Genomic DNA, 20,202 nt, shown 5'->3' with positions numbered 1-20,202 from the left:
CCGCCCGCAACTCCTCCCGCAACACACTCGAAGAGCGACCCGAACCACCGACCCGCCCCACCCCAACCGCCGGAACAGAAACCGAAGAAACCGGAGAGATCGAAGGAACCGGAGAGCCCGAGGGAACCGGACGCCCCACCACATCACCCATGTCCGTCAATACGACATTCCGGGGCTTGGCGACAGGTGCTGTCGGCAGGACCACCGCTGTGCCCGGATCCTGGAGCAGAATCCGAGGCTTCTTCCCGAGGACGGCACTCGGTACGGCCGGCTCGGCGGACGCACGCAGCGCCGTCGGTTCGGCCGGCTTCTTCGGTCCCTGTGGCGGTGCGAACTCCTGCGCGGTCGTCCGTGCCGGAGCACGACGCCCGTCAGTGGCCCAGTGCGGCGAGCGCGCAAAGGAATAGCCGGGCAGCGTGATGATCCGTGGCCTGTCGCCCGTGAACAGCGCCGACCAGTCCGGGACGGCGCCCCGGCAGTAGAGATCGGCCAGAACGCGGCACACCTCCCGGTACCGCTCCGCCGGGACGCCAGGTGCCCGGAGCACGTCCAGGAGTGCTCGCGCCTGGACCTCCAGCAACGAACGATCCTGGTCGCGTGGCGCTTCACCGCGTCCGACCATGGGATGTTCCCGGCCGCTCTCGGCCGCGGACAGCACGGAGAGGACATCCCCGACACCACTGACGATGAGTGAGCAGCGGTAGGCGAAGTGGTGCCTGCCCTCCAGCAGGGTGTAGGCCGTGTCTCTCAGCCGCAGGTAGTCGAGTTCACCTTGCGTCAGGGACGACCGGAGCTCCTGGATACGCCGTCGCAGTCCCTCGGGCGTCTTGGCGGACAGAAGCAGCAGCAGAGCCGGGGCCTCGGTGACCGGGGCACGCCGGGCGGGCTCGGAGTAACTCTCCACCACCATGTGGACGTTGGTCCCGCTCATACCGAAGGAGCTCACCGCGCCGAGCCTCGTTCCCGTGGGCCCGGAAGGCCAGGACGTGGTCTCCTTGTTGACGTAGAAGGGGCTGTCCTTCCACGCGATGTAGTCGCTGTCCTGGTCGCAGTTCAGACTCGCCGGGACGATGCCGTGCCGTACCGACTGGACAAGGGCGATCAAGCCGACCAGCCCGGACGCCGCCAGGGTGTGACCGACATTGGTCTTGGTGGAGGTCAGCGCGCAGAAGCGGGTCTTGTCCGTGCGTTCCCGGTACGCCTCGTTCAGGGCGTTCACCTCGACAGGGTCGCCGAGCTGTGTTCCCGTGCCGTGAGCCACGATGTGCTCGATGCGCTCGGGGTCGATCCCGTGCCGCTCGTAGACCTGTCGGTAGAGCCGCGCCTGAGCTGCCCCGCTCGGAGCGGTGATGCCGTTCGTCCGGCCGTCGTAGTTCATACCGCTGCCGCGAATCACCGCCAGGACGCGATCGCCGTCGGCTTCCGCCTGGGACAGGCGCTTGAGGACGAGGGCGGGGACGGCCTCACCGAGGACCAGGCCGTCGGCCCGCTTGTCGAAAGCGTGGCAGACGCCGCTCTCGGAGAGCATCCCGGCCTTGCCCATCTCGGTATAGCCGCGCGCGGTGGTCGCCAGACTGGCGCCGGCGACCACCGCGGTGTCGCACTCGCCGCTGCGAAGGCTCGCGCATGCCTGATGGGCGGCTGTCAGCCCCGAGGAACAGGCGGTGTTGACAGCCAGCACCGGGCCGGAGAAGTCGAGGAGGTAGGCCAGGCGCGAGGCCATGATCGCCTCGTGCTGGGCGGTGATACCGCCCTCTCCCCGGGTCAGCTCGGGATAGTCGCCCTGTTCGGCGCCGACGAACATGCCGATCGTCCCGGCACGCAGCTTCCGTTCGCCGTAGCCCGCGTCTTCCAGGGCACGCCAGGTCTCCTGGAGCAGCAGTCGCTGGCGCGGGTCCATATGTCGCGCCTCGCGCGGCGATATCTCGAAGAACGCGGCGTCGAACTCTGCGATTCCCGGGACGAATCCGCAGCGGACATCCTCGAGCCGCTCAGCCCCCGGCCCACCCCAGTCGGCTCGCCGGTCCCCTGGGACGGGCGACAGCGCGTCCTTCCCCTGCAGGAGATTCTCCCAGAACTCGTCGACGGACCGAGCTGCGGGGAAACGGCCGCTCATACCGATGACGGCGATCGGTTCCGGCTCCGTGTGCGCCCTGGGCTGCGGTGCCGGAGCGGACGCGGACCGGTCGTCGGCCGTGACGCCGGAGACCTCCGCCCCCTGGGGCGCGGAAGGTGCCGGGGCTCCGTCCGCGGCTGCGGCCCGCACCGCGCAGTGCTGACCAAGCGCCTCCCGGTTCTCCGCGATCAGGTGAGCGACCAGCTTCTGCGGGGTGGAATGGGAGAAGAAGACCGAGGGCAGCACCTCGATCGCGAGACTCTCGCCCAGGGCCCTGGCCAGCTTGACCAGGCTGACCGAGTCGAACCCGAGCTCGGAGAAGTTCTCGTCGGCGTGGATCTGCTCGCGGGGTACCCGCAGTACGTCGACGATCGCCGTTTCGAGGGCCGAGAGCACCAGCGCTTCGATGTCCGTGTCCTCCGTGTCTGTGTCCGTGTCCTCCGTGTCCTCCGTGTCCGGGATGTCCGGGATGTCCGCAGAGCGGGTGGCGCCTGCATGGGCGACGGGTGCGGCAGAGAGGACTTCACGTCGTGGGGCCGCCGGCGCCGGGTCCGCGCCGAGCAGGTGCCGTACGCGTGCCGGATCACCGGCCATGACGATCTGCTGTGCCTCTCCCTGCCCCAGGAGGTGTTCGAAGAGCGTGAGGCCCTCGGCTTCCCCCAGCAGGCGCAGCCCACTGGTGGAGAGGTACAACTCGATGCCCTCCGCGTCGTCGAACCCCATGCCGCCACCACTCCACAGGGGCCAGTTGACGGCAACTGTCGCGCCGGACAGCGCTCCCTGGCGTACCCGCTGATCGCGATGGCGGGCATACGACGTCTGGAAGCAGTTGGCCACCGAGTAGGCGCAGCCGCCGAAGTCACCGAGGATTGCCGAAGTCGACGAGAAGTAGCAGACGAAGTCGAGGGGTTCCGTGGCCAGCACGTCGTCGAGCACGCGCGTACCGTCCACCTTGGCGGACAACAGATCCTGAAAGGATCGGGCATCGTCGGCGAGCAGCGAGCTGCGTTCGGCGACGCCGGCGGCATGTACGACGCCGTGGATCGGACCGAACCGCTCGCGCGCTGTGTCCACCACCTCCCTCATGGCCTGCGGATCGGCGACATCGGCCTGTCGGTACAGGACCTCGCCGCCCAGCGACTCGATCCTCGCGATGCTGCGACGCTTGTGGGCGTCGAGGGCTGAGCGCCCGGTCAGCACCAGGCGCGCCGACCAGGTCCTGGCCAGGTGCTCGGCGAGCAGGAGACCCAAGCCGCCGGTACCGCCCGTGATGAGGTACGTGCCGTTCGGCCTGAGGAGGTGCTTGCCGGCACCGGGCGGACTCGGCCGGACCCGGCTGACATGCCGGGCACCTGCGCGGTACAGCGCGCTGCCGGCCGCCCCGGCGGACCACTCGTTCCACAGGCGTGCGAACCAGATGCCGCAGGCTGTCCTGCCTGCCGGGTCCTGGACCTCCTCCAGGATCGCGGCGAACCGCACGTCGGGAAGCACCCTGCCGAGGGAGCGCTCGAAGCCGAGCCACGACTCCGCGTACGCCCGCTCGATGCCGTCACGGAACTCCCCGGCCTGCAGGACACGCCTCACCGGCAGCCCTGACGCGGCGATCGCCTGCAGGAGGTGCACGGTGGCGGTGTACGAGCCGGGCGCCGCCGCGTCGTCCAGGGGCGACAGGTTCAGGACGGCGTCGACCGCGCCGTACCGCGACCGAATGTCTTCGAACACGCGGACGTAGTCGTCCGGGGTCTGGTGATCGGCTTCGTAGGAGTGATCGGACGTCCGGGCGAAGCCCTGTCCCCGCGTGACGAACAGCAGCGTGACGGCGGGGTCCAGCTCGCGTGCGGTACGCGCCAGTTCGACTCGGTCGGCCGGGTCGGCGCAGAGACAGACCAGGGTGTGCGGCGCATCGACCCGGCGGACGGCGGGCAGCGCCTCCGGCTCCCAGGACTCCGCGAAGAGGAGGGCTGCCGGATTCTGGTCGTCGCCGGTCACGACGGCGTCGGACTGTGCTGTCGCTCCGTGCGGAGCGAGGGCGGCGGCTGAGCGCGTGGTGTCGATCCAGTACCGGTTCCTGGCGAACGGGTAGGAGGGCAGGGCGATGTGGGCCGGGCACCGGCTCCCGTGCAGGGAATGCCAGTCGACGGTGCTGCCCCTGACCCACAGAGCCAGCAGTCCGGCGAGGTCCCGCCGGGCGAGCGCTTCGGACACGCCTGTGTCGGCGGCCGGTCCGCTCGCCCTGCCGCGGACCACCCCCTCGGCGTCCTGGCGTCCGTCTCCGAAGTCCCGGAGACGAGCGAGCAGGTCCGGCATGGCGGCCACGACGAGACCGAACCGCTCCCGCATGGCCTCGCGCCCCACCTGGAGCGTGTGGGCGAGCGCGGGCAGGTCATCGGTCGAGAGGTTCTTCTGCTCGATCCAGTCCGCGAGTTGCGCCGCCTTCTGCTGCAGGAGTTCAGTGGTGCGGGCCGACAGGACGACCGGGACGGGGCCACTGGAGGCGACGGTCAGGTCCGGCGCGTCGTCCGGGTTCGGCCGGTACTCCTCGAGGACCAGGTGCGCGTTGGTACCGCCCGCCCCGAAGGAGGAGATGCCGGCGATCCGAGGGAGCTCGCATTCCGTGCCGTCGACAGTGACGACCGGCCGTGGCCAGTCGGTGAGTGTCTGCTGGACCGTGAAGGGCGTGCCGTCGAAGTCGATGTTCGGGTTCAGTTCGGTGGAATGGATCGAGGGGGCGATCTTGCCGTGCCTCATCTGGAGCAGCACCTTGGTGAGCCCGGAGATGCCGGCGGCGCTCTCGGCGTGGCCGATGTTGCTCTTGACCGATCCGATCGCGCAGAACCGGTCGTCGCGCGTGTGCTCGCGGAAGGCCCGGGCGAGTCCGGCGACCTCGATGGGGTCCCCGAGCGCCGTGCCGGTGCCGTGCGCCTCGATGTAGCTGACCGAGTTCGGGGCGATCCCGCCCTGTCGCCACGCGTCGGTGATCGCGCGAGCCTGGGTGACCGGGCTGGGGACGGAGTAGCCGTTCGTCCTTCCGCCGTGATTGACGGAGACGCCCCTGATGACCCCGTGGATGTGGTCCCGATCCTGTACGGCTCGCTCCAGAGGCTTCAGCAGAACAGCGCCCACGCCTTCGCCCGGGACGTATCCGTCGCCCCCCTCACCGAAGCTCTCGCACCGGCCCGTGCTGGAGACGAATCGGCTCTGGCCGAGGATCAGGTATTTGTTGGGGTGCACCGACACGTTGACCCCACCGGCGATCGCCATGTCGCAGCTACCGGACCGGATGCTCTGACACGCCAGGTGGATGGCCGTCAGCGACGAGGAGCACATGGTGTCGACGCTCATGCTCGGGCCGTGGAAGTCGAAGAAGTACGAGACCCGGTTGGCGACGGCCGAGATGTTCCCTGACACGGCCACCGGGTTCTTGAGGACCTGCTCCTGGGCTCCGTACAGCTGGTATTCCGAGTACATGACGCCGACGTAGACGCCGATGGCGGGGGTGCGGCCGGAGTCCGTCGGCGCGTTCAGCCGTTCCGGGGTGTAGCCGGCGTCCTCGACGGTCTCGTAGACGCACTGGAGGAACATGCGCTCCTGGGGATCCATCCGCTCCGCATCGACGGGCGAGATGTTGAAGAACAGCGGGTCGAACTCGTCGACGCCGTCCACGAATCCGCCCCACCTGCTGTACGTCTTACCGGGCGCGTCCGGGTCCGGATCGAAGTACGCCCCGTGGTCCCACCGGTCGGCCGGTATCTCGGTGACACAGTCGCGTCCGGCAGCCAGATTCGCCCAGAACTCGTCGACGGTGCGGGCCTTGGGGTAGCGCCCGGCCAGTCCGATGATCGCGATGTCCAGTCCCTGTCGCTCGGGGAGAGCGGGCCCGGGTCGGGACGCTGAGAGCGATGGCTTCTCGGCCTTCTGCGCCGACCACCTCGTCGACGACAGGGCTTTGCGCCGCAGCGGTCTCGTGGATCGGGCACCTGTACGGAACGCCGGCACGCCGGCGGCCGGGGTGTCGGCGGCCGGGGCGGCCGTGTCCGTCGCGGCTTCCCCGAGGAGACCCGACGCGTCGAACCGACGGGTGGCGACCAGGTGCCGGGCCAACTCACGGGGCGTACCGAACTCGAAGAACAGGGTGGTGGGCAGCGACCCGAAGACTGCTTCCATCCGCGCCGTCATGGTCATCGCCATGACCGAGTCGATACCGAAGCTCTCGAACGCCGCCTGAGCATCGACCCGGGCGAGGGGGAGCTTGGTGAACTCGGAGAGGAGGCGCTCGAGGTACTCGCTCGCCTTCTCCTCGAGCAGGTCGCTGTCATAGTGCTTCACGAGTCCGTCCCATCGGTGGAGAGAGTGGGGAACTGCCGCTGCGTCGGGACCGAGGCGTCCCCCAGGAGGCCGCCGGCAGGAGGAACCGAGACCATCACCTGGCTGTACTCGGAGTGCAGAATCCGGTGGAAGTCGCCGATACCGGCTGCCTCCGGCGGCGGGACCACGGCGCCGCGCGGACGTGGCCCCGGCTCCGAGTGCGCCGGCTCCGGCAGGCCGTCGGCCCACAGCGGCCAGTTGACGGACTGGCTGTGCCCGAAGCGCTCACCGCCGGCGACGAGGACCTGCCGGTACCGCGCGTAGGCGTCCAGGAACGCGTTCGCCGCGGCGCCGTCGACCTGGCCGACGCCACCGTTCACCCCGGAAAGGGACGAGAAGGTCACGAAGAAGTCCAGCGGGAGCGACCGGGTCGCGGCGTCCAGGTTCACCACACCCGCCACCTTCGGGGCCAGGACGTCCAGGAAGTCCCGGCCCGACTTGTCGACGATGAGCGCGTCGCGGGTGATCCCGGCACTGTGGATGACTCCGTCGATCCCCCGGTGTCGCCCGAGGATCCGCGCGACCAGTGCGTCTGCCTCGGAAGGGCTGGAGATGTCGGCCTGCTCGTAGCGCACCGCGCTGTCGGCCGCCAGTTCCTGCAACGCCTCACGGGACTCGGGGTCCAGGGGGGACCGGCCGACGAGGATGAGGGTCGCGTTCCCCGTCTGTGTGGCGATCTCCCGCGCAACGGCACGTCCGAGCACACCCGCTCCGCCGGCGACGAGATAGATCCCGTTCTCCTTCCACGGCAGCGTGTGAGGGGCGGAGCGGGCCTCGCACTCGGCCCAGACCGGTACCTCGCGGAGGCCGTCGACATACCGTACGAGAGTCTCCTCGGGGCAGCCACGGTTCTCCCGGATCCGCAGCACGGCGCGCTCAGCGGTGTCCGTCCGGTCCAGCACGACGACCTGTCCGGTGACAGCCGGGTTCTCGAGGTGGGCCGTCCTGAGCATGGCCGCGAGTCCGGAGAGCAGCGTCGCGTCCGGGGTACCCGGGACCACCAGCTGGACATGGCTCCGGCCGGTGGCTCCGCGCATGAGGGAGCGCAGATGCCTCAGAACCTGCAGGCCGTAAGCGGAGTACCGGCCGTCCGGGGCCTCGTCCTCGGTGGTCAGGAGGAACACATCGGCGTCGTCGCCCCGCAGGAGGGGCGCCAGCTCGGGCAGTCCGGCGAGCAGCACGGTCGGTCGCGCGGCGGCGGGGCCGGACGGCCGGGTCGGTGCGGGTCGGGCTTCCCACTGCGAGCGCAGCAGTACCGGCTGCCCGCTTCGGGCCTCCGTCGCCTCGCGGGAGGTCGTGTCACGGTGTCCCGCTGCCGGACCGGGCATCGCTGATCCGGAGTCGTCACGGTCGGATGCGGCCCGATCGAACGAGAGTCCGCCGATCCGGATGCGGACCCGGCCCTGCTCGTCGGCCAGGTCGAGGTCGAACCCGGGGGCCCCCACACGGCCGGTCCGCTGTGCGGCGGGCCGAACCCAGGCCCACGTCGAGGCCGTACAGGCATCGAGAACGAGGACTTCTTCGATGGCGTGGACCACCGCGGGTCCACCGCCGTCATACGCCCGGTCCCGCCCGGCCGGCCGGCCGAGGAGATCGGAGCACGCCTGCACCGCGGCGTCGAGCAGGCCCGGATGCAGCACGAATCCGTCCTCGGTGTCCCGCACCGGATCAGGCAGCGCCAACTGGATCAGGGCGTGCCCGGGTCCGGTCCAGATGTGCTGGACGGCGCGGTACGCGGGCTCGGACACGAATCCGTCGCCGTGGTGGCGCTCGTAGTACTGCTCGGCGGTCAGGCCGGATCCCCCGCAGGCCCCCTGCAGAGCGGGCACGTCGAGCACGGTCTCCTCGGCTCCGTCCGCGAAGTAGAGGACGCCCTCGCTGTGCTCGGCGGCGTCGGAGTCGCCGTCCCCGCCCGACGGTGTGCTCCTGATGCGGAAGCGGATGTCGCCGTCGTCCTCCGGACGCAGGCCGACGTGCACCTCGCGGAGACCGTCGGCCGGATCGAGCGGCTTCGCGAACACGACGTCGCGCAGCACCACCGGCGCCGAGGGCTCGACGGTGGTCCGGCTGCTGAGACAGCACGCGGCCACGGCCATCTCCAGGAAGGCCGCGCCGGGCACGATCCGAGCGGCGCGATCGCCCAGGAAGCGTTCCTGCCCGGTCACGACGGACGTGAAGCGCTGCTCGGTGAAGTCGGACGTGTTGACCTGTACCAGCGGATGCAGCGGCGCCGGTCCGCCGAGCGCAGTCGGCTCGGCAGCGGACAGGCCGTCGAAGGCGGAGTACCGCTCGGCCGCGAAGGGGTAGGTCGGCAACGCGACCCGCCGCGGAGTCGCGGTCCGGTAGAGGGACCGCCAGCTCACGGGCACACCGCTGACCCACAGTTCGAGCAGCTTCTCGTACTTCCCCTTCTCGGCCCACGCCGCGATCATCACGTCGAGGTCGGAGTCCGACGCGAACAACGTCAGTGTCTGGGCGCTGCCGGCGACCGAACCACGGACGATCTCACCGCCTGCGAACTCGCCTGCCAGGAACCGACCGAGCCTCTCGACCAGGTCGGGCACGGAGGAAGCGACGACACCGAGGCGTTCCTCCCGTGCTTCGCGGCCGACCTGAAGTGTGTAGGCGACGTCCGTGAGCGTGAGCTCCGCGTTCTCGGGTCGGCCCAGCCACTGCACCAGGTGCTCGGCCCGCGCTCTCAGTTGCTCGGTCGTGCGGGCGGACAGCGGTATCACGGCACGTGGGACGGAGTCGGCCGACGGACGCGGCGTCGGTGTGTCGGGGACGTACTCGGCTATCACGACGTGAGCGTTGGAGCCTCCGGCCCCGAACGCCGACACGCCCGCGACGCGCGGCAACGCACCGCGTGTGCCGTCGTCGGACACGGGGGCCGGCCACTCGGCCGGTTCCTGCTGCACCACGAACGGGGTCTGCTCGAAGTCGATGTGCGGGTTGAGCGTCGAGGCGTGCAGGGACGGAGCCAGCCGGCCGTGCTGGAGCTGGAGCAGAACCTTGGTGATGCCGGCGATGCCGGCCGCGCTCTCGGCGTGCCCGATGTTGCTCTTCACCGAGCCGATCGCGCAGAACCCCCGGTCTTCGGTGTACGGGCCGAACGCCTTGCACAGCCCGGCGATCTCGATCGGGTCACCCAGGGAGGTGCCGACGCTGTTCGCGTCGATGTAGCTCACGTCCCGCGCGTTCACACCCGCTCGCCTCAGGGCCTCGCCGACGACCTCGGCCTGCCCCAGCGGTTCCGGTACCGAGTAGCCGCTCGTCCTGCCGCGGTGGTTGGCGGCGGTGCCCTTGATGACTCCGTAGATCCGGTCGCCGTCCGCGATCGCTCGCGCCAGTGGCTTGAGCAGGACCGCGCCCACGCCCTCCCCCGGTGCGTAACCGTCGCCTCCGGCGCCGAAGCTGGCGCAGTGACCGTCACTCGACGCGAGCCGGCCCTGGCTGAGGAGCAGGTACTTGTTCGGGTGCAGCGAGAGATTCACTCCCCCGGCCACCGCCGTGTCGCAGTCGCCCGACTCCAGGCTCCGGCAGGCCAGATGCACGGCCATGAGCGACGACGAGCACATCGTGTCGACGCTCATGCTCGGGCCGCGGAAGTTGAACACGTGCGACACCCGGTTCGCGACGGACGCGGAGCTGCCCGACACGATCGGCGCCGCGCCGGCACCCTGCGGCAGGGCGCTGTAGAGCTGGTACTCCTGGTACATCACACCGACGAAGACACCCACCCGGCCGTCGAGCAGGTTCCCCGTACGGTCCTTGCCGGTGTCCCGGACGTACCCGGCGTCCTCCAGTGTCTCGTGCACGCACTGGAGGAACAGCCGCTCCTGCGGGTCCATGACCTCCGCCTCGCGCGGGGAGATGTTGAAGAACTGCGGGTCGAAGTCGTAGACACCGTCGAGAAATCCGCCCCACTTGCTGTAGGACTTCCCCGGGACCCCCTTGTGCGGATCGAAGAAGCGCTCGTGGTCCCAGCGGTCACCCGGGATCTCGGTGACGCAGTCCTTGCCGGCGGCGAGGTTCTGCCAGAACTCCCGCACGTCACGAGCCTGGGGGTAGCGGCCCGCCAGTCCGATGATCGCCGTGTCACCCGTTCCCGTGCCCAGGGCCGGGTCGGCTGTACTCCCCGCCGGAGCGGCGGAAGGCACGGGCCAGGTCCGTCCCGCCCCCAGGCCGGGCTGCTCAGGGTCGTCCGGCGCAACGGCGGGTATCTGCCGACGCCCACCTGCTGGGGGGAGAAGCTCCTCGACCTGCCGAGGACGGGTGGCGAGGAAGTGGCGTGTCAGGGCGGCGATGGTCCGGTGCTCGAAGAACAGGGTCTTCGGAAGCGAACCGAAGACGCCCTCAAGGGCGCGGGTCATCTCCATGGTCATGACGGAGTCGACGCCGTAGTCCTCCAGCGACGCCTCGGCGTCGATCCTGTCGGCGGGCAGGTCGATGACCGATGCCAGGAGCCGCTTGAAATAGGCCACGGCCTGCTGCGCGGTGTTCTCGTCCAAGCCCTCCGCGGGCGCCGCCACCCTGTTCCCGTCGGGCGCCACCGCGGCAGCGGCATCCGTCGGAGGCAGGGGCCGGGGTGCGGGGCCGTCCACGAGGAGTCCGGCGAGGAGGGTCTGCGCGATCCTCGGGCGATCGCCCGAAAGCACCATCACCTGGTCGGACTGCGATGCCAGGGCCAGGTACAGGGCGCGCAGCCCCTCCCCGTCCGGCAGCGGCACGAGCCCGAAGCGTTCGTGCAGCGACCGCTCCGTCGGCGCATCGACACGCATCCCGCCGTCGGCCCACAGGGGCCAGGCGACCGACAGTGTCCTCCCCCGTCGCTCGCCCCGGGCCACCAGTGCGTTGCGGTGTGCCGCGAAAGCATCCATGAACGCGTTCGCGGCCGCGTAGTCGGCCTGCCCGACATTGCCCAGGACCCCTGCGACCGAGGAGAAGGCGACCAGGAAGTCGAGGTCCGCGTCCTGCGTGGCCTCGTCCAGGTGCACCAGCCCGGCGACCTTCGGTGCCAGCACCCGGGAGAACTCGTCCGCGTCCTTCCTGACGACGAACGCGTCGCTGGTGAACCCGGCGGCGTGCAGGACCCCGTCGATCCGGCCGTACCGCTCCCGGGTCTCCTGGACGAGCGTCACGACGTCGTCCCTGACCGCCACGTCGGCCCGCACGTAGATCGTCTCCGCGCCGTGCCGCCGCAGTTGTTCCAGCAGCGCCTCCTTGTGCGCGTCGAGGGGCGAACGGCCGGCGATCACGATCCGGACCCCCCGGACCCGCTTCGCGATGTCGTGGGCGAAGACCGTGCCCAGGCCGCCGGCGCCCCCGGTGATCAGGTAGACGCCCCCGTCCTTCCAGGGCGTCACGGCCGCCCGGCGGTCGACGTCCTCCTCGCGCCACTTCAGGACCTCGCGGAGGTCGCCGAGGTACCGCACACCGAAGTCCGCGAGCACTGCGCGGTCTGCCGTCACGCGGGACGCCGCGCGCTCCGGGGCGTCGTGTCGGTCCACCAGCACCATCTGGCCGAGCAGCCGCGGATTCTCCAGTCCTGCCGATTTCAGGACGGCGGCGAGTCCCGTCCACAGCGACGCCTCGACGGCCGGGGCGACCAGTTGGACCCGGACCGGGTGGTGGGCGGGCTCGCCGAGCAGCCGTTTGACCTCGGCGAAGACCTGCAGCGCGTAGTCGGTGTAGCGGCGGCCGACGTCCGTGGCGTGCGATGTCAGCCGGACCACTCGCGTGGCGTCCTGTGCCTCGAGTGCCGCGGCGACTTCGGGGAGCTCCACGACCAGCACCAGGCCCTCGGGCGCCGGAGCCGTGGCCGGCGCCGGGTCCGCGGCCACCCAGTGGGGAGCGGCGAACAACTCGCGGGTGGTCGTCGCAGCCGTGTGGGCGCGCAGGGCGACGCCCTTGAGCCGGACACACACCCGCCCGTCGTCGTCGCAGACGTCGATGTCGAGGCGACGCAAGGCGTCGCCTTCTCGGTCCGCGCTGTCCCGCAACCAGGCCCACGCCTCCGGTGGGCAGGGGCCGAGGATCTCGGCCTCGTCCAGCGCGAAGGGCAGCAGCAGCGGTTCCTCGCCCGCTGCCACGGACAGCAGGCCCGCACATGCCTGCAGGCTCGAGTCCAGTGTCGACGGATGGAGCCCGTAGGCGTCCCTGGTGTCCCGCACGGCCGACGGCAGCTCGATCCGGGCCAGGACCTGTCCCGCGCCCGTCCACAGACGCTGGATGCCACGGTGCCCCGGACCGTAACTGATACCGCGCGACTCGGCGGTCGCGTACAACTCGTCGGCGTCGGGTCCGGGGGTCGGGCACGCGTCACGCAGTCGCAACAGGTCGACGCGGACGTCGGGGTCCACGGTCGCGGGGTGCGAGGTCACGTGCACCACGCCCTCGCTGTGGACCGCGTCTGCGGTTCCGGCGGCCGGGTCGCCCGGGCTGAGGATCTCGAATCCGACCTCGCCGTGTACCTCGGGCCGCAGGCGCACCTGGACGGTCAGCCCCGGCTCGTGCAGGGTGACCGGCCGTGTCCAGACGACGTTCCGGATGCTCGAGACGCGGTACGGCTCGTCGAGGGAGGCCGCCACGGCGGCGCGCGCCAGCTCCAGACAGGCGGCACCGGACAGCACGGGCTTGCCTCTGACCTGGTGGTCCCGCAGGAAGAACTCCTCGCCGGTGTAGACCGATGTGAAGCGCTGCCCGTGGAGGGTGGAGGTGTTGACGTGCAGGAGCGGGTGGAGATGCGCCGGGCCCGCCGCCTGGCCCTGTTCGGTCGCGGAGCCGCCGGCCAACCAGTGGCGTTCGCCCTGGAAGGGGTAGGTCGGCATCGATATGCGGCGCGGTGCTGCTCCGGATGCGTCGTGGAGCTTCGTCCAGTCCACCACGAGACCGGTCGTCCACAGCTCCACGAGTTCGCCGTACGCGCGCTGCGCGAGCGCCGCGTCCAGCGTCCGTGTCTGATCCGCATCGGCGGTGAAGACGGCCAAGGCGCCCTGCCGGCGTTCCACCCGGCCCCGGTACAGGCCGGTGATCCCGGCCTCACCGTCCAGGAACGCCCGTAGTTTCACGGCGAGTTCACCGATCGTGGCCGCGATGAGTCCGAGGCGTTCCTCGTATGCCTCCCGGCCGGTCTGGAGGGTGTGGGCGATGTCCGCGAGCTCGGTCGCGGCGCCCTCGCCCTCGGTCGTCCAGCGCAGCAGCTGGTCGGCCTGTGCCCGCAGACCGTCATCCGTCCGCGCGGAGAGGACGACGGCAGCGGGACCGCCCTCCGGAGGGAGACCGTCCGCAGGGCGGGGAGCCGGGAGGTACTCCTCGACGATGACGTGTGCGTTGGAGCCCCCCGCCCCGAAGGACGAGATGCCGGCGATCCGTGGCGTTGCGGTGCCGTCGGCGCCCGTCGGGCGACTCCACTGTGCCAGCTCCCGCGCCACGTAGAAGGGGCTGCCGTCGAAGTCGATGTGGGGATTGAGCACCTCGGAGTGCAGGGAGGGCGCGAGTTGGCCGTGCTTCATCTGCAGCAGCACCTTCGTCAGCGCGGCGATGCCGGCCGCGCTCTCGGCGTGCCCGATGTTGCTCTTGACCGAGCCGATCGCACAGAACTGCGTCCGGTCGGTGTGCTCACGGAAGGCCCTGGTCAGTCCGGCGATTTCGATGGGGTCGCCGAGCGAGGTGCCGGTTCCGTGGGCCTCGACGTAGCTCACCGCCTCCGCGTCGACTCCGGCCTCGCGGAGCGCGTGGCCGATGACGTTGTACTGCGCGCGGGGGTTGGGGACGGAGTATCCGTTGGTCTTGCCGCCGTGGTTGACCGATGTGGCCCGGATGACGCCGTAGACGGTGTCGTTGTCCTCGCGTGCGCGGGCGAGTGGCTTGAGCAGGACCGCGCCGACGCCCTCACCCGGGACGTAGCCGTCACCGCCCTGTCCGAAACTCTCGCACCGGCCCTTGCTCGACGCGTATTTGCCGCTGCCGAGCATCAGGAACTTGTTGGGGTGCAGCGAGAGGTTCACGCCGCCTGCGACGGCCAGTTCGCAGCCGCCCGTCCGCAGGCTCTGGCAGGCCAGGTGCAGCGCGGTGAGCGACGACGAGCACATGGTGTCGACGGCCAGGCTCGGACCGTGCAGGTCGAAGACGTACGACACCCGGTTGGCGATGGTCGACGCGCTGCCGGACAGGGTGATGTTACGTCCGCGCGCCTGCTCCTGGGCGCCGTAGAGCTGGTACTCCTCGTACATCACCCCCACGAAGACGCCGACGTTGCCGGGCAGTCCGCGGTCTGCGCAGTCGCTCAGCGTCTCGCGTGTGTACCCCGCGTCTTCGAGCGTCTCGTGGACGCATTCCAGGAACAGCCGCTCCTGCGGGTCCATGAACGCCGCCTCGCGCGGGGCGATGTTGAAGAAGAGCGAATCGAAGCGGTCGACGCCGTCCAGGAAGCCGCCCCACTTGGTGTAGGTCTTGCCGGGCGCGTTCTTGTCCGGGTCGAAGTAGGGGCCGTGGTCCCAGCGGTCGGCGGGAACCTCGGTGATGCTGTCGCGGCCCTCGGCCAGGTTCCGCCAGAACTCCCGGATGTTCCGTGCCTGGGGATAGCGGCCCGCCAGTCCGACGACGGCGATCTCCGTGTCCCTGCCCTCCGGCTCCCGGCGGCTGCGCCGTACGGCCGCCGGGCGGGTGGTGCGCCCGGACCTTGTTCGGCCCCGTGAGGTGACGCCGTCCGCCGGGGTACCGGTCGGCTCCTGGGCTTCCGCGGCAAGCAGCTCGGCCAGGCGCGGCCGATGAGCACCGAGGAAGTACCCGGACAGGGCGCTGATGCTCTGGTACTCGTAGAACAGGGTCTTGGACAGCGATCCGAAGACCTTCTCGAGCCGGTTGGTCAGGTTCATCGCCATGATCGAGTCGATGCCGTAGTGCTCGAGGGCGTCCTCCGCGTCGATCCGCTCGGCAGGCATGCGCAGCTCGGAGGCGAGGAGGCCGACCAGATACCGGCAGGCTCGCTCCTCCAGCGTGCCACCCGGGCGGGCGCCGCCGTCCTCCGCGGCGGCGACGGCCGGGAACCTCGCTTCACCGTGCGGGAGTGTGCCGCCGGCCCGCTCGACGGGCACGTCCGCGGCGTACGCCCTTGAGGTGAACCCCCGAAGGCGACAGCGCGGCACACCGGTGTCGTCGAGGAGGTCGATGTCCAGCTTGCGGATGCCGAGATCGGGCTGGTCGTCGTCGCTGTACCTGACCCACGCCCACATCTGCCCAGTGCACGGCCCCAGGATGTCCAACTCGTCGAGCGCGAACGGGAGGTGGAGCGTGGCGGAGGCGGGGTCCGCGCGGTCACCGTCCCGGCCGAACAATCCGACAGCGGACTGCAGGGCGGCGTCCAGCAGACTCGGATGCAGCACGTACCCGTCGGCATCGGCCGACATCCCGGACGGCAGGAGGAGGCGTGCCAGTGCCTGCCCGTCGCCGATCGCCACACTCTCGACGCCGCGGTGCGCGGGACCGTAGTCGAGACCCATGGACCGGTAGACGCGGTAGCACTCTTCGGCGTCCAGCCGTGCGCTACCGCACGCCGCCCGCAGCGCGGCCACGTCCACTGCCACCGACGCGCCGCCACCGGCGAGGGCCCGCGCCGTCCCCTGGCTGTGAACGACGGCGTCCGTGTCGGGATCAGCTCCCGGAACGCTGGAGATCTCGAAGGCCACCTCCCCGGCGTCTCCGGCTTCCCCGGACACCGGGACGGCGCCGGCTTGCGCGGCGTACAGCGTCGTCATGACGCGTGCGGCGTTCTCGCCGACCGTCAGGGGCTGGGCCCACACCACGTTGCGGAGCACTGTCCGACGCGTGCGCCCGTCGAGCGAGGCGTCCAGCGCTGCCCGGGCCATCTCCAGGTGCGCGGCGGCCGGCAGTACCTTGCGGCCGTTGACGACATGGTCGGTGAGGAAGAATTCCTCACCGGAGAAGACCGAGCCGAACCGCTGGGCGTCGAGGGTGGAGGTGTTGGTGTGGACGAGCGGGTGAAGCCGGCCGGCGCCGGAATCGACGGGGCCGGGTTCCGCGGTCAGGTCGCCCACCCAGTAGCGCTCGCGGGCAAAGGGATAACCGGGCAGCGGGAGCATCCGGGGGCGCTGTGAACCGTACAGCTTGCCCCAGTCCACGCTCAGGCCTTTGGCCCAGAGGCCGAGCAGCCGGTCGAACTTGCCCTTCTCGATCCACACGTCGACGGTCGTGGCCATGTCGCCGTCGTCACCGAGGGCGGTGAGCGCCTCCCGGTGCTCCTTGACATTGCCGAGGTACAGGTCCTCGACGTCCTGCTCGCCGGCGACGAACGCGGCGAGTTTCCGGGTGAGGTCGGCGGGTGAGCCGGCGGGCAGTGCGAGCCGCGCGTCCATCGCCTCACGGCCGAGCTGAAGCGTGTGGGCGACGGCGTCGAGGTCGAGAGCGGCGGGGTCCTGGGCGAGCAGCCAGTCGTGCAGGTCCCGGGCCCGCTCCCGCAGACGCTCGGTGTCCTTCGCCGAGAGGACGACCAGGCGCGGGGCGCCCTCGTGTGCGGGGACGGGCGCGGGGTCGGCTCGGCGGTATTCCGCCACGACGACATGAGCGTTGGAGCCGCCGGCGCCGAACGAGGAGACTCCGGCGATCCGGTCGCCTTCCGTCGTCTCCCCGTCGCCGCCCATGACCGCGGGCCGCGTCCACTCGGTCGTCTCCCGCTGGAGACGGAACGGCGTCCGGGTGAAGTCGATGTTGGGGTTGGGTTCCTGCGCGTGCAGGCTGCCCGCGATGTGCCCGTGCTGCATCTGGAGGACGACCTTGAGCAGCCCGGCGATGCCGGCGGCAGCCTCGAGGTGACCGATGTTGCTCTTCAGGGAGCCGATGGCGCAGTGCTGCCGGGAGCCGGTGTCCGACGCGAACGCCTGGGCCAGCCCGTCGGCCTCGATCGGATCGCCCAGCTCGGTGCCGGTGCCGTGCGCTTCCACGAAGCTCACCTCGCCGGCGGAGACGCCCGCGCGGGCGAGCGCCTCGCGCACGACCTCGGCCTGCGCGACCGGACTGGGGACGGTGTAGCCGTTGGTCCGGCCGCCGTGGTTGATGCTGCTGCCGCGCAGCACGGCCCGGATGTTGTCGTTGTCCCGCTCGGCATCGGACAGCCGCTTGAGCAGGACGACGGCCACGCCCTCGCCCGGCACGAAGCCGGTGCCACCGGCTCCGAAGCTTCGGCACCTGCCGTCGTCCGACAGCATCCGCTTGCCGGACATCAGAGTGTAGTTCGACGGGTGCAGATAGAGATTGACCCCACCTGCGACGGCCAGATCGCACTCGCCGCGGCGAAGGTGCTGGATCGCCTCGTGGACGGCGCTCAGGGACGACGAGCAGAGAGTGTCGACCGGCAGACTGGGCCCTGTGAGGTCGAGAAGGTACGACACCCGGTTCGCCACCGACGCGAACGAGGTCAAGGGGTGCAGCTTCTCGTTCCGTTTCCACAGGTCGGGGCCGTACAGGTCGAACCCGGTCTTCGAGACACCGGCGAAGACGCCCACCCTCCGACGATGTGCGTCGGCCAGGCGCTGCCGGGTATAGCCGGCATCCTCCAGCGCGTTCCAGGACTCCTGCAGGAACAGGCGCTCCTGAGGGTCCATGCTCATCGCCTCTTGCGGCGAGATGGCGAAGAAGAGCGGGTCGAACTCGGCGAACCCGTCCAGGAATCCGCCCCATTTGCTGTAGCTCAGGCCCGCCGCCACCGCCTCGTCGCGGTCGGGGTGGTAGAAGCCCTCCAGCGGCCAGCGGCCCTCGGGGATCTCCGTGACGCAGTCACGCCCGGTGGCCAGGTTCTCCCAGAACTCCCGCAGGTTCCGGGCCTGCGGGAACCGCCCGCTCATGCCGATGACGGCGACCGCGTCCTCGGTGCGCGCGGAGGTGGGCGGGGCCGCCGCGGGCGCCTGCCGCTCAGCGACGGAGGCGTTCGTCAGCTGCGGCGCCGGATCGGCCTGCCGGGCCGCCGCCGTCCCCGTCCCCGTCCAGTCCAGGCATCCCTGCCGGCGCGCCCGAAGGAAATAGTGTGCGAGGGCATCCAGCGAATTGAACTCGTACAGCAGCGTCTTGGGCAGATCCGGGAAGACGTCGGCGAGCTTCCGGTTGAGCCGGGTGACGACGATGGAGTCGATGCCGTAATCCGCCAGCGGCACCTGGGCGTCGATCTTCGCGACCGGGAGGCCGATGACACCGCTGAGCATCTGCCCGAGCCTGCGGACGATCCTGTCGCGCAGCGCCTCCTCGCCGATGCCCTCGGGAACTGCGGGTGCGGGTGCGGGGACCGGGGTGGATCCGGCGGCGGTCGCCGGCTGCCGGAGAAGCGTCCGGCGGATGCGCGGGCCGTCGCCCTCCACCGCCATCACCTGGCAGTGGTCCGACCCGAGGGACTCGTGGAAGACCCTGATGCCCGACTCGGTGCGCAAGGCGTGCATGCCCGTCTGCTCCCGCAGTGCCTGCTCCGTCTCCGCATCGACCGGCATCCCGCCCTCGGCCCACAGCGGCCAGTTGAGCGAGAGGCTGCGCCCCGAACGCAGGCCCTGCGCGACCAGACCGCCCCGGTGGTGAGCGAACGCGTCCAGGAACGCGTTGGCGGCGGCGTAGTCGGACTGGCCGACGTTGCCCGTGACCGCCGCCGTGGAGGAGAACAGGGCGAAGAAGTCCAGTGCGTCGTCCTTGCTGGCGGCGTCCAGGTTGAGGGTGCCGGCCGTTTTCGGGGCGAGCACCTCGCGCAGTTCCTCGGCGCTCTTGTGCGACACGAATCCGTCCCGGAGCACCCCGGCGCTGTGGATGATGCCGTGGATGGCACCGTGCTCACGCCGCACGCCGGCCAGGTACGCCTCGACACCGTCCGCGTCGGCCACGTCGAGCCGCGTGTACTCCACCCGCGCATGCGGACGGTACAGGCCCTCAAGCAGTTGTCGCCGGTTGCTGTCGAGTGCGGAGCGGCCGCTCAGCAGGACGGACGTGTGTTGTACGGACCGCAGCAGATCCCGGGCGAAGATCAGTCCGAGCCCGCCGAGGCCGCCGGTGACCACGTACGTACCGCCTTCCCGCCAGGGCAGGACCGTGTGCTCGGGGCTCGCCGGCTCGTGCCAGGTCAGCACCTCACGGACGTCGTCGCGGAACCGCACGACCCCGTCATCGCTGCGCTCGCGACTCGCCAGGATCCGGGCGGCGGTGTGCGTCGCCCCGGCGGCCGGGTCGACGAGAAGCAGCTGGGGCACGATCCCGGGGTTCTCCAGGCCCGCACTCCTGACCATGCCGATCAGGCCCGACAGAAGGGTGTCCTCTCCCTGCAGGGAGCAGACGAGCTGAACCAGCGTGGAGGGCAGTTCCGGGTTGCCGGCCAGCGAGCGGAGCGAGGTGAGCACCTGGCCCGCGAGATCGGCGTAGCGGTCCGCCAGCCCGGTGGCCCCGGTCCGCAGGAGGCGCACGTCGATCGCCGCATCCTGCTCACGCAGTGCGTGTTCCAGTGCCGGCGGCCCGGCGAGGAGCACCACATGTCCCGGCTTCCGCCCGGTCGCGGGGCCGTCGGCCGCCCGCCAGACCGGGTGGCACCGCACCAGCTCGGGCGACGTCGCTGTGTCCATGGCCTTCGCGGGCGATCCCATCCGGTCCTGACGGTCCTTCAGGAACCGCTTGACGTGCTCCTTGGAGACGCGATCGGCCTTGAGATCCAGCAGAAGCTGTTCCAACTGGCTGTCCAT

General features: G+C 70.6%; 2 protein-coding genes. Both read right to left on the bottom strand.

Annotation, left to right across the window (positions count from 1 at the left end; genetic code table 11):
* The coding region (locus tag ACFYQ5_RS03830) for an SDR family NAD(P)-dependent oxidoreductase (RefSeq protein ID WP_389192631.1) at positions 1-6,442 on the bottom strand (6,442 nt) is incomplete at its 3' end.
* On the bottom strand, positions 6,439-20,202 hold the full coding sequence (locus ACFYQ5_RS03825; protein WP_389192628.1) for an SDR family NAD(P)-dependent oxidoreductase: 13,764 nt from the start codon (positions 20,200-20,202) through the stop codon (positions 6,439-6,441). The genes ACFYQ5_RS03830 and ACFYQ5_RS03825, both read right to left, overlap by 4 nt.

Source organism: Streptomyces sp. NPDC005794 (assembly GCF_042871445.1).
Classification (GTDB): Bacteria; Actinomycetota; Actinomycetes; order Streptomycetales; family Streptomycetaceae; genus Streptomyces.
Note: the sequence above shows the minus strand (reverse complement) of the source record. Positions and strands in the feature narration are given on the sequence as shown.

Bases quoted from the DNA above. Each gene is read 5' to 3' on its own strand.
- ACFYQ5_RS03825 (WP_389192628.1), bottom strand. From the start codon at position 20,202: ATGGACAGCCAGTTGGAACAGCTTCTGCTGGATCTCAAGGCCGATCGC.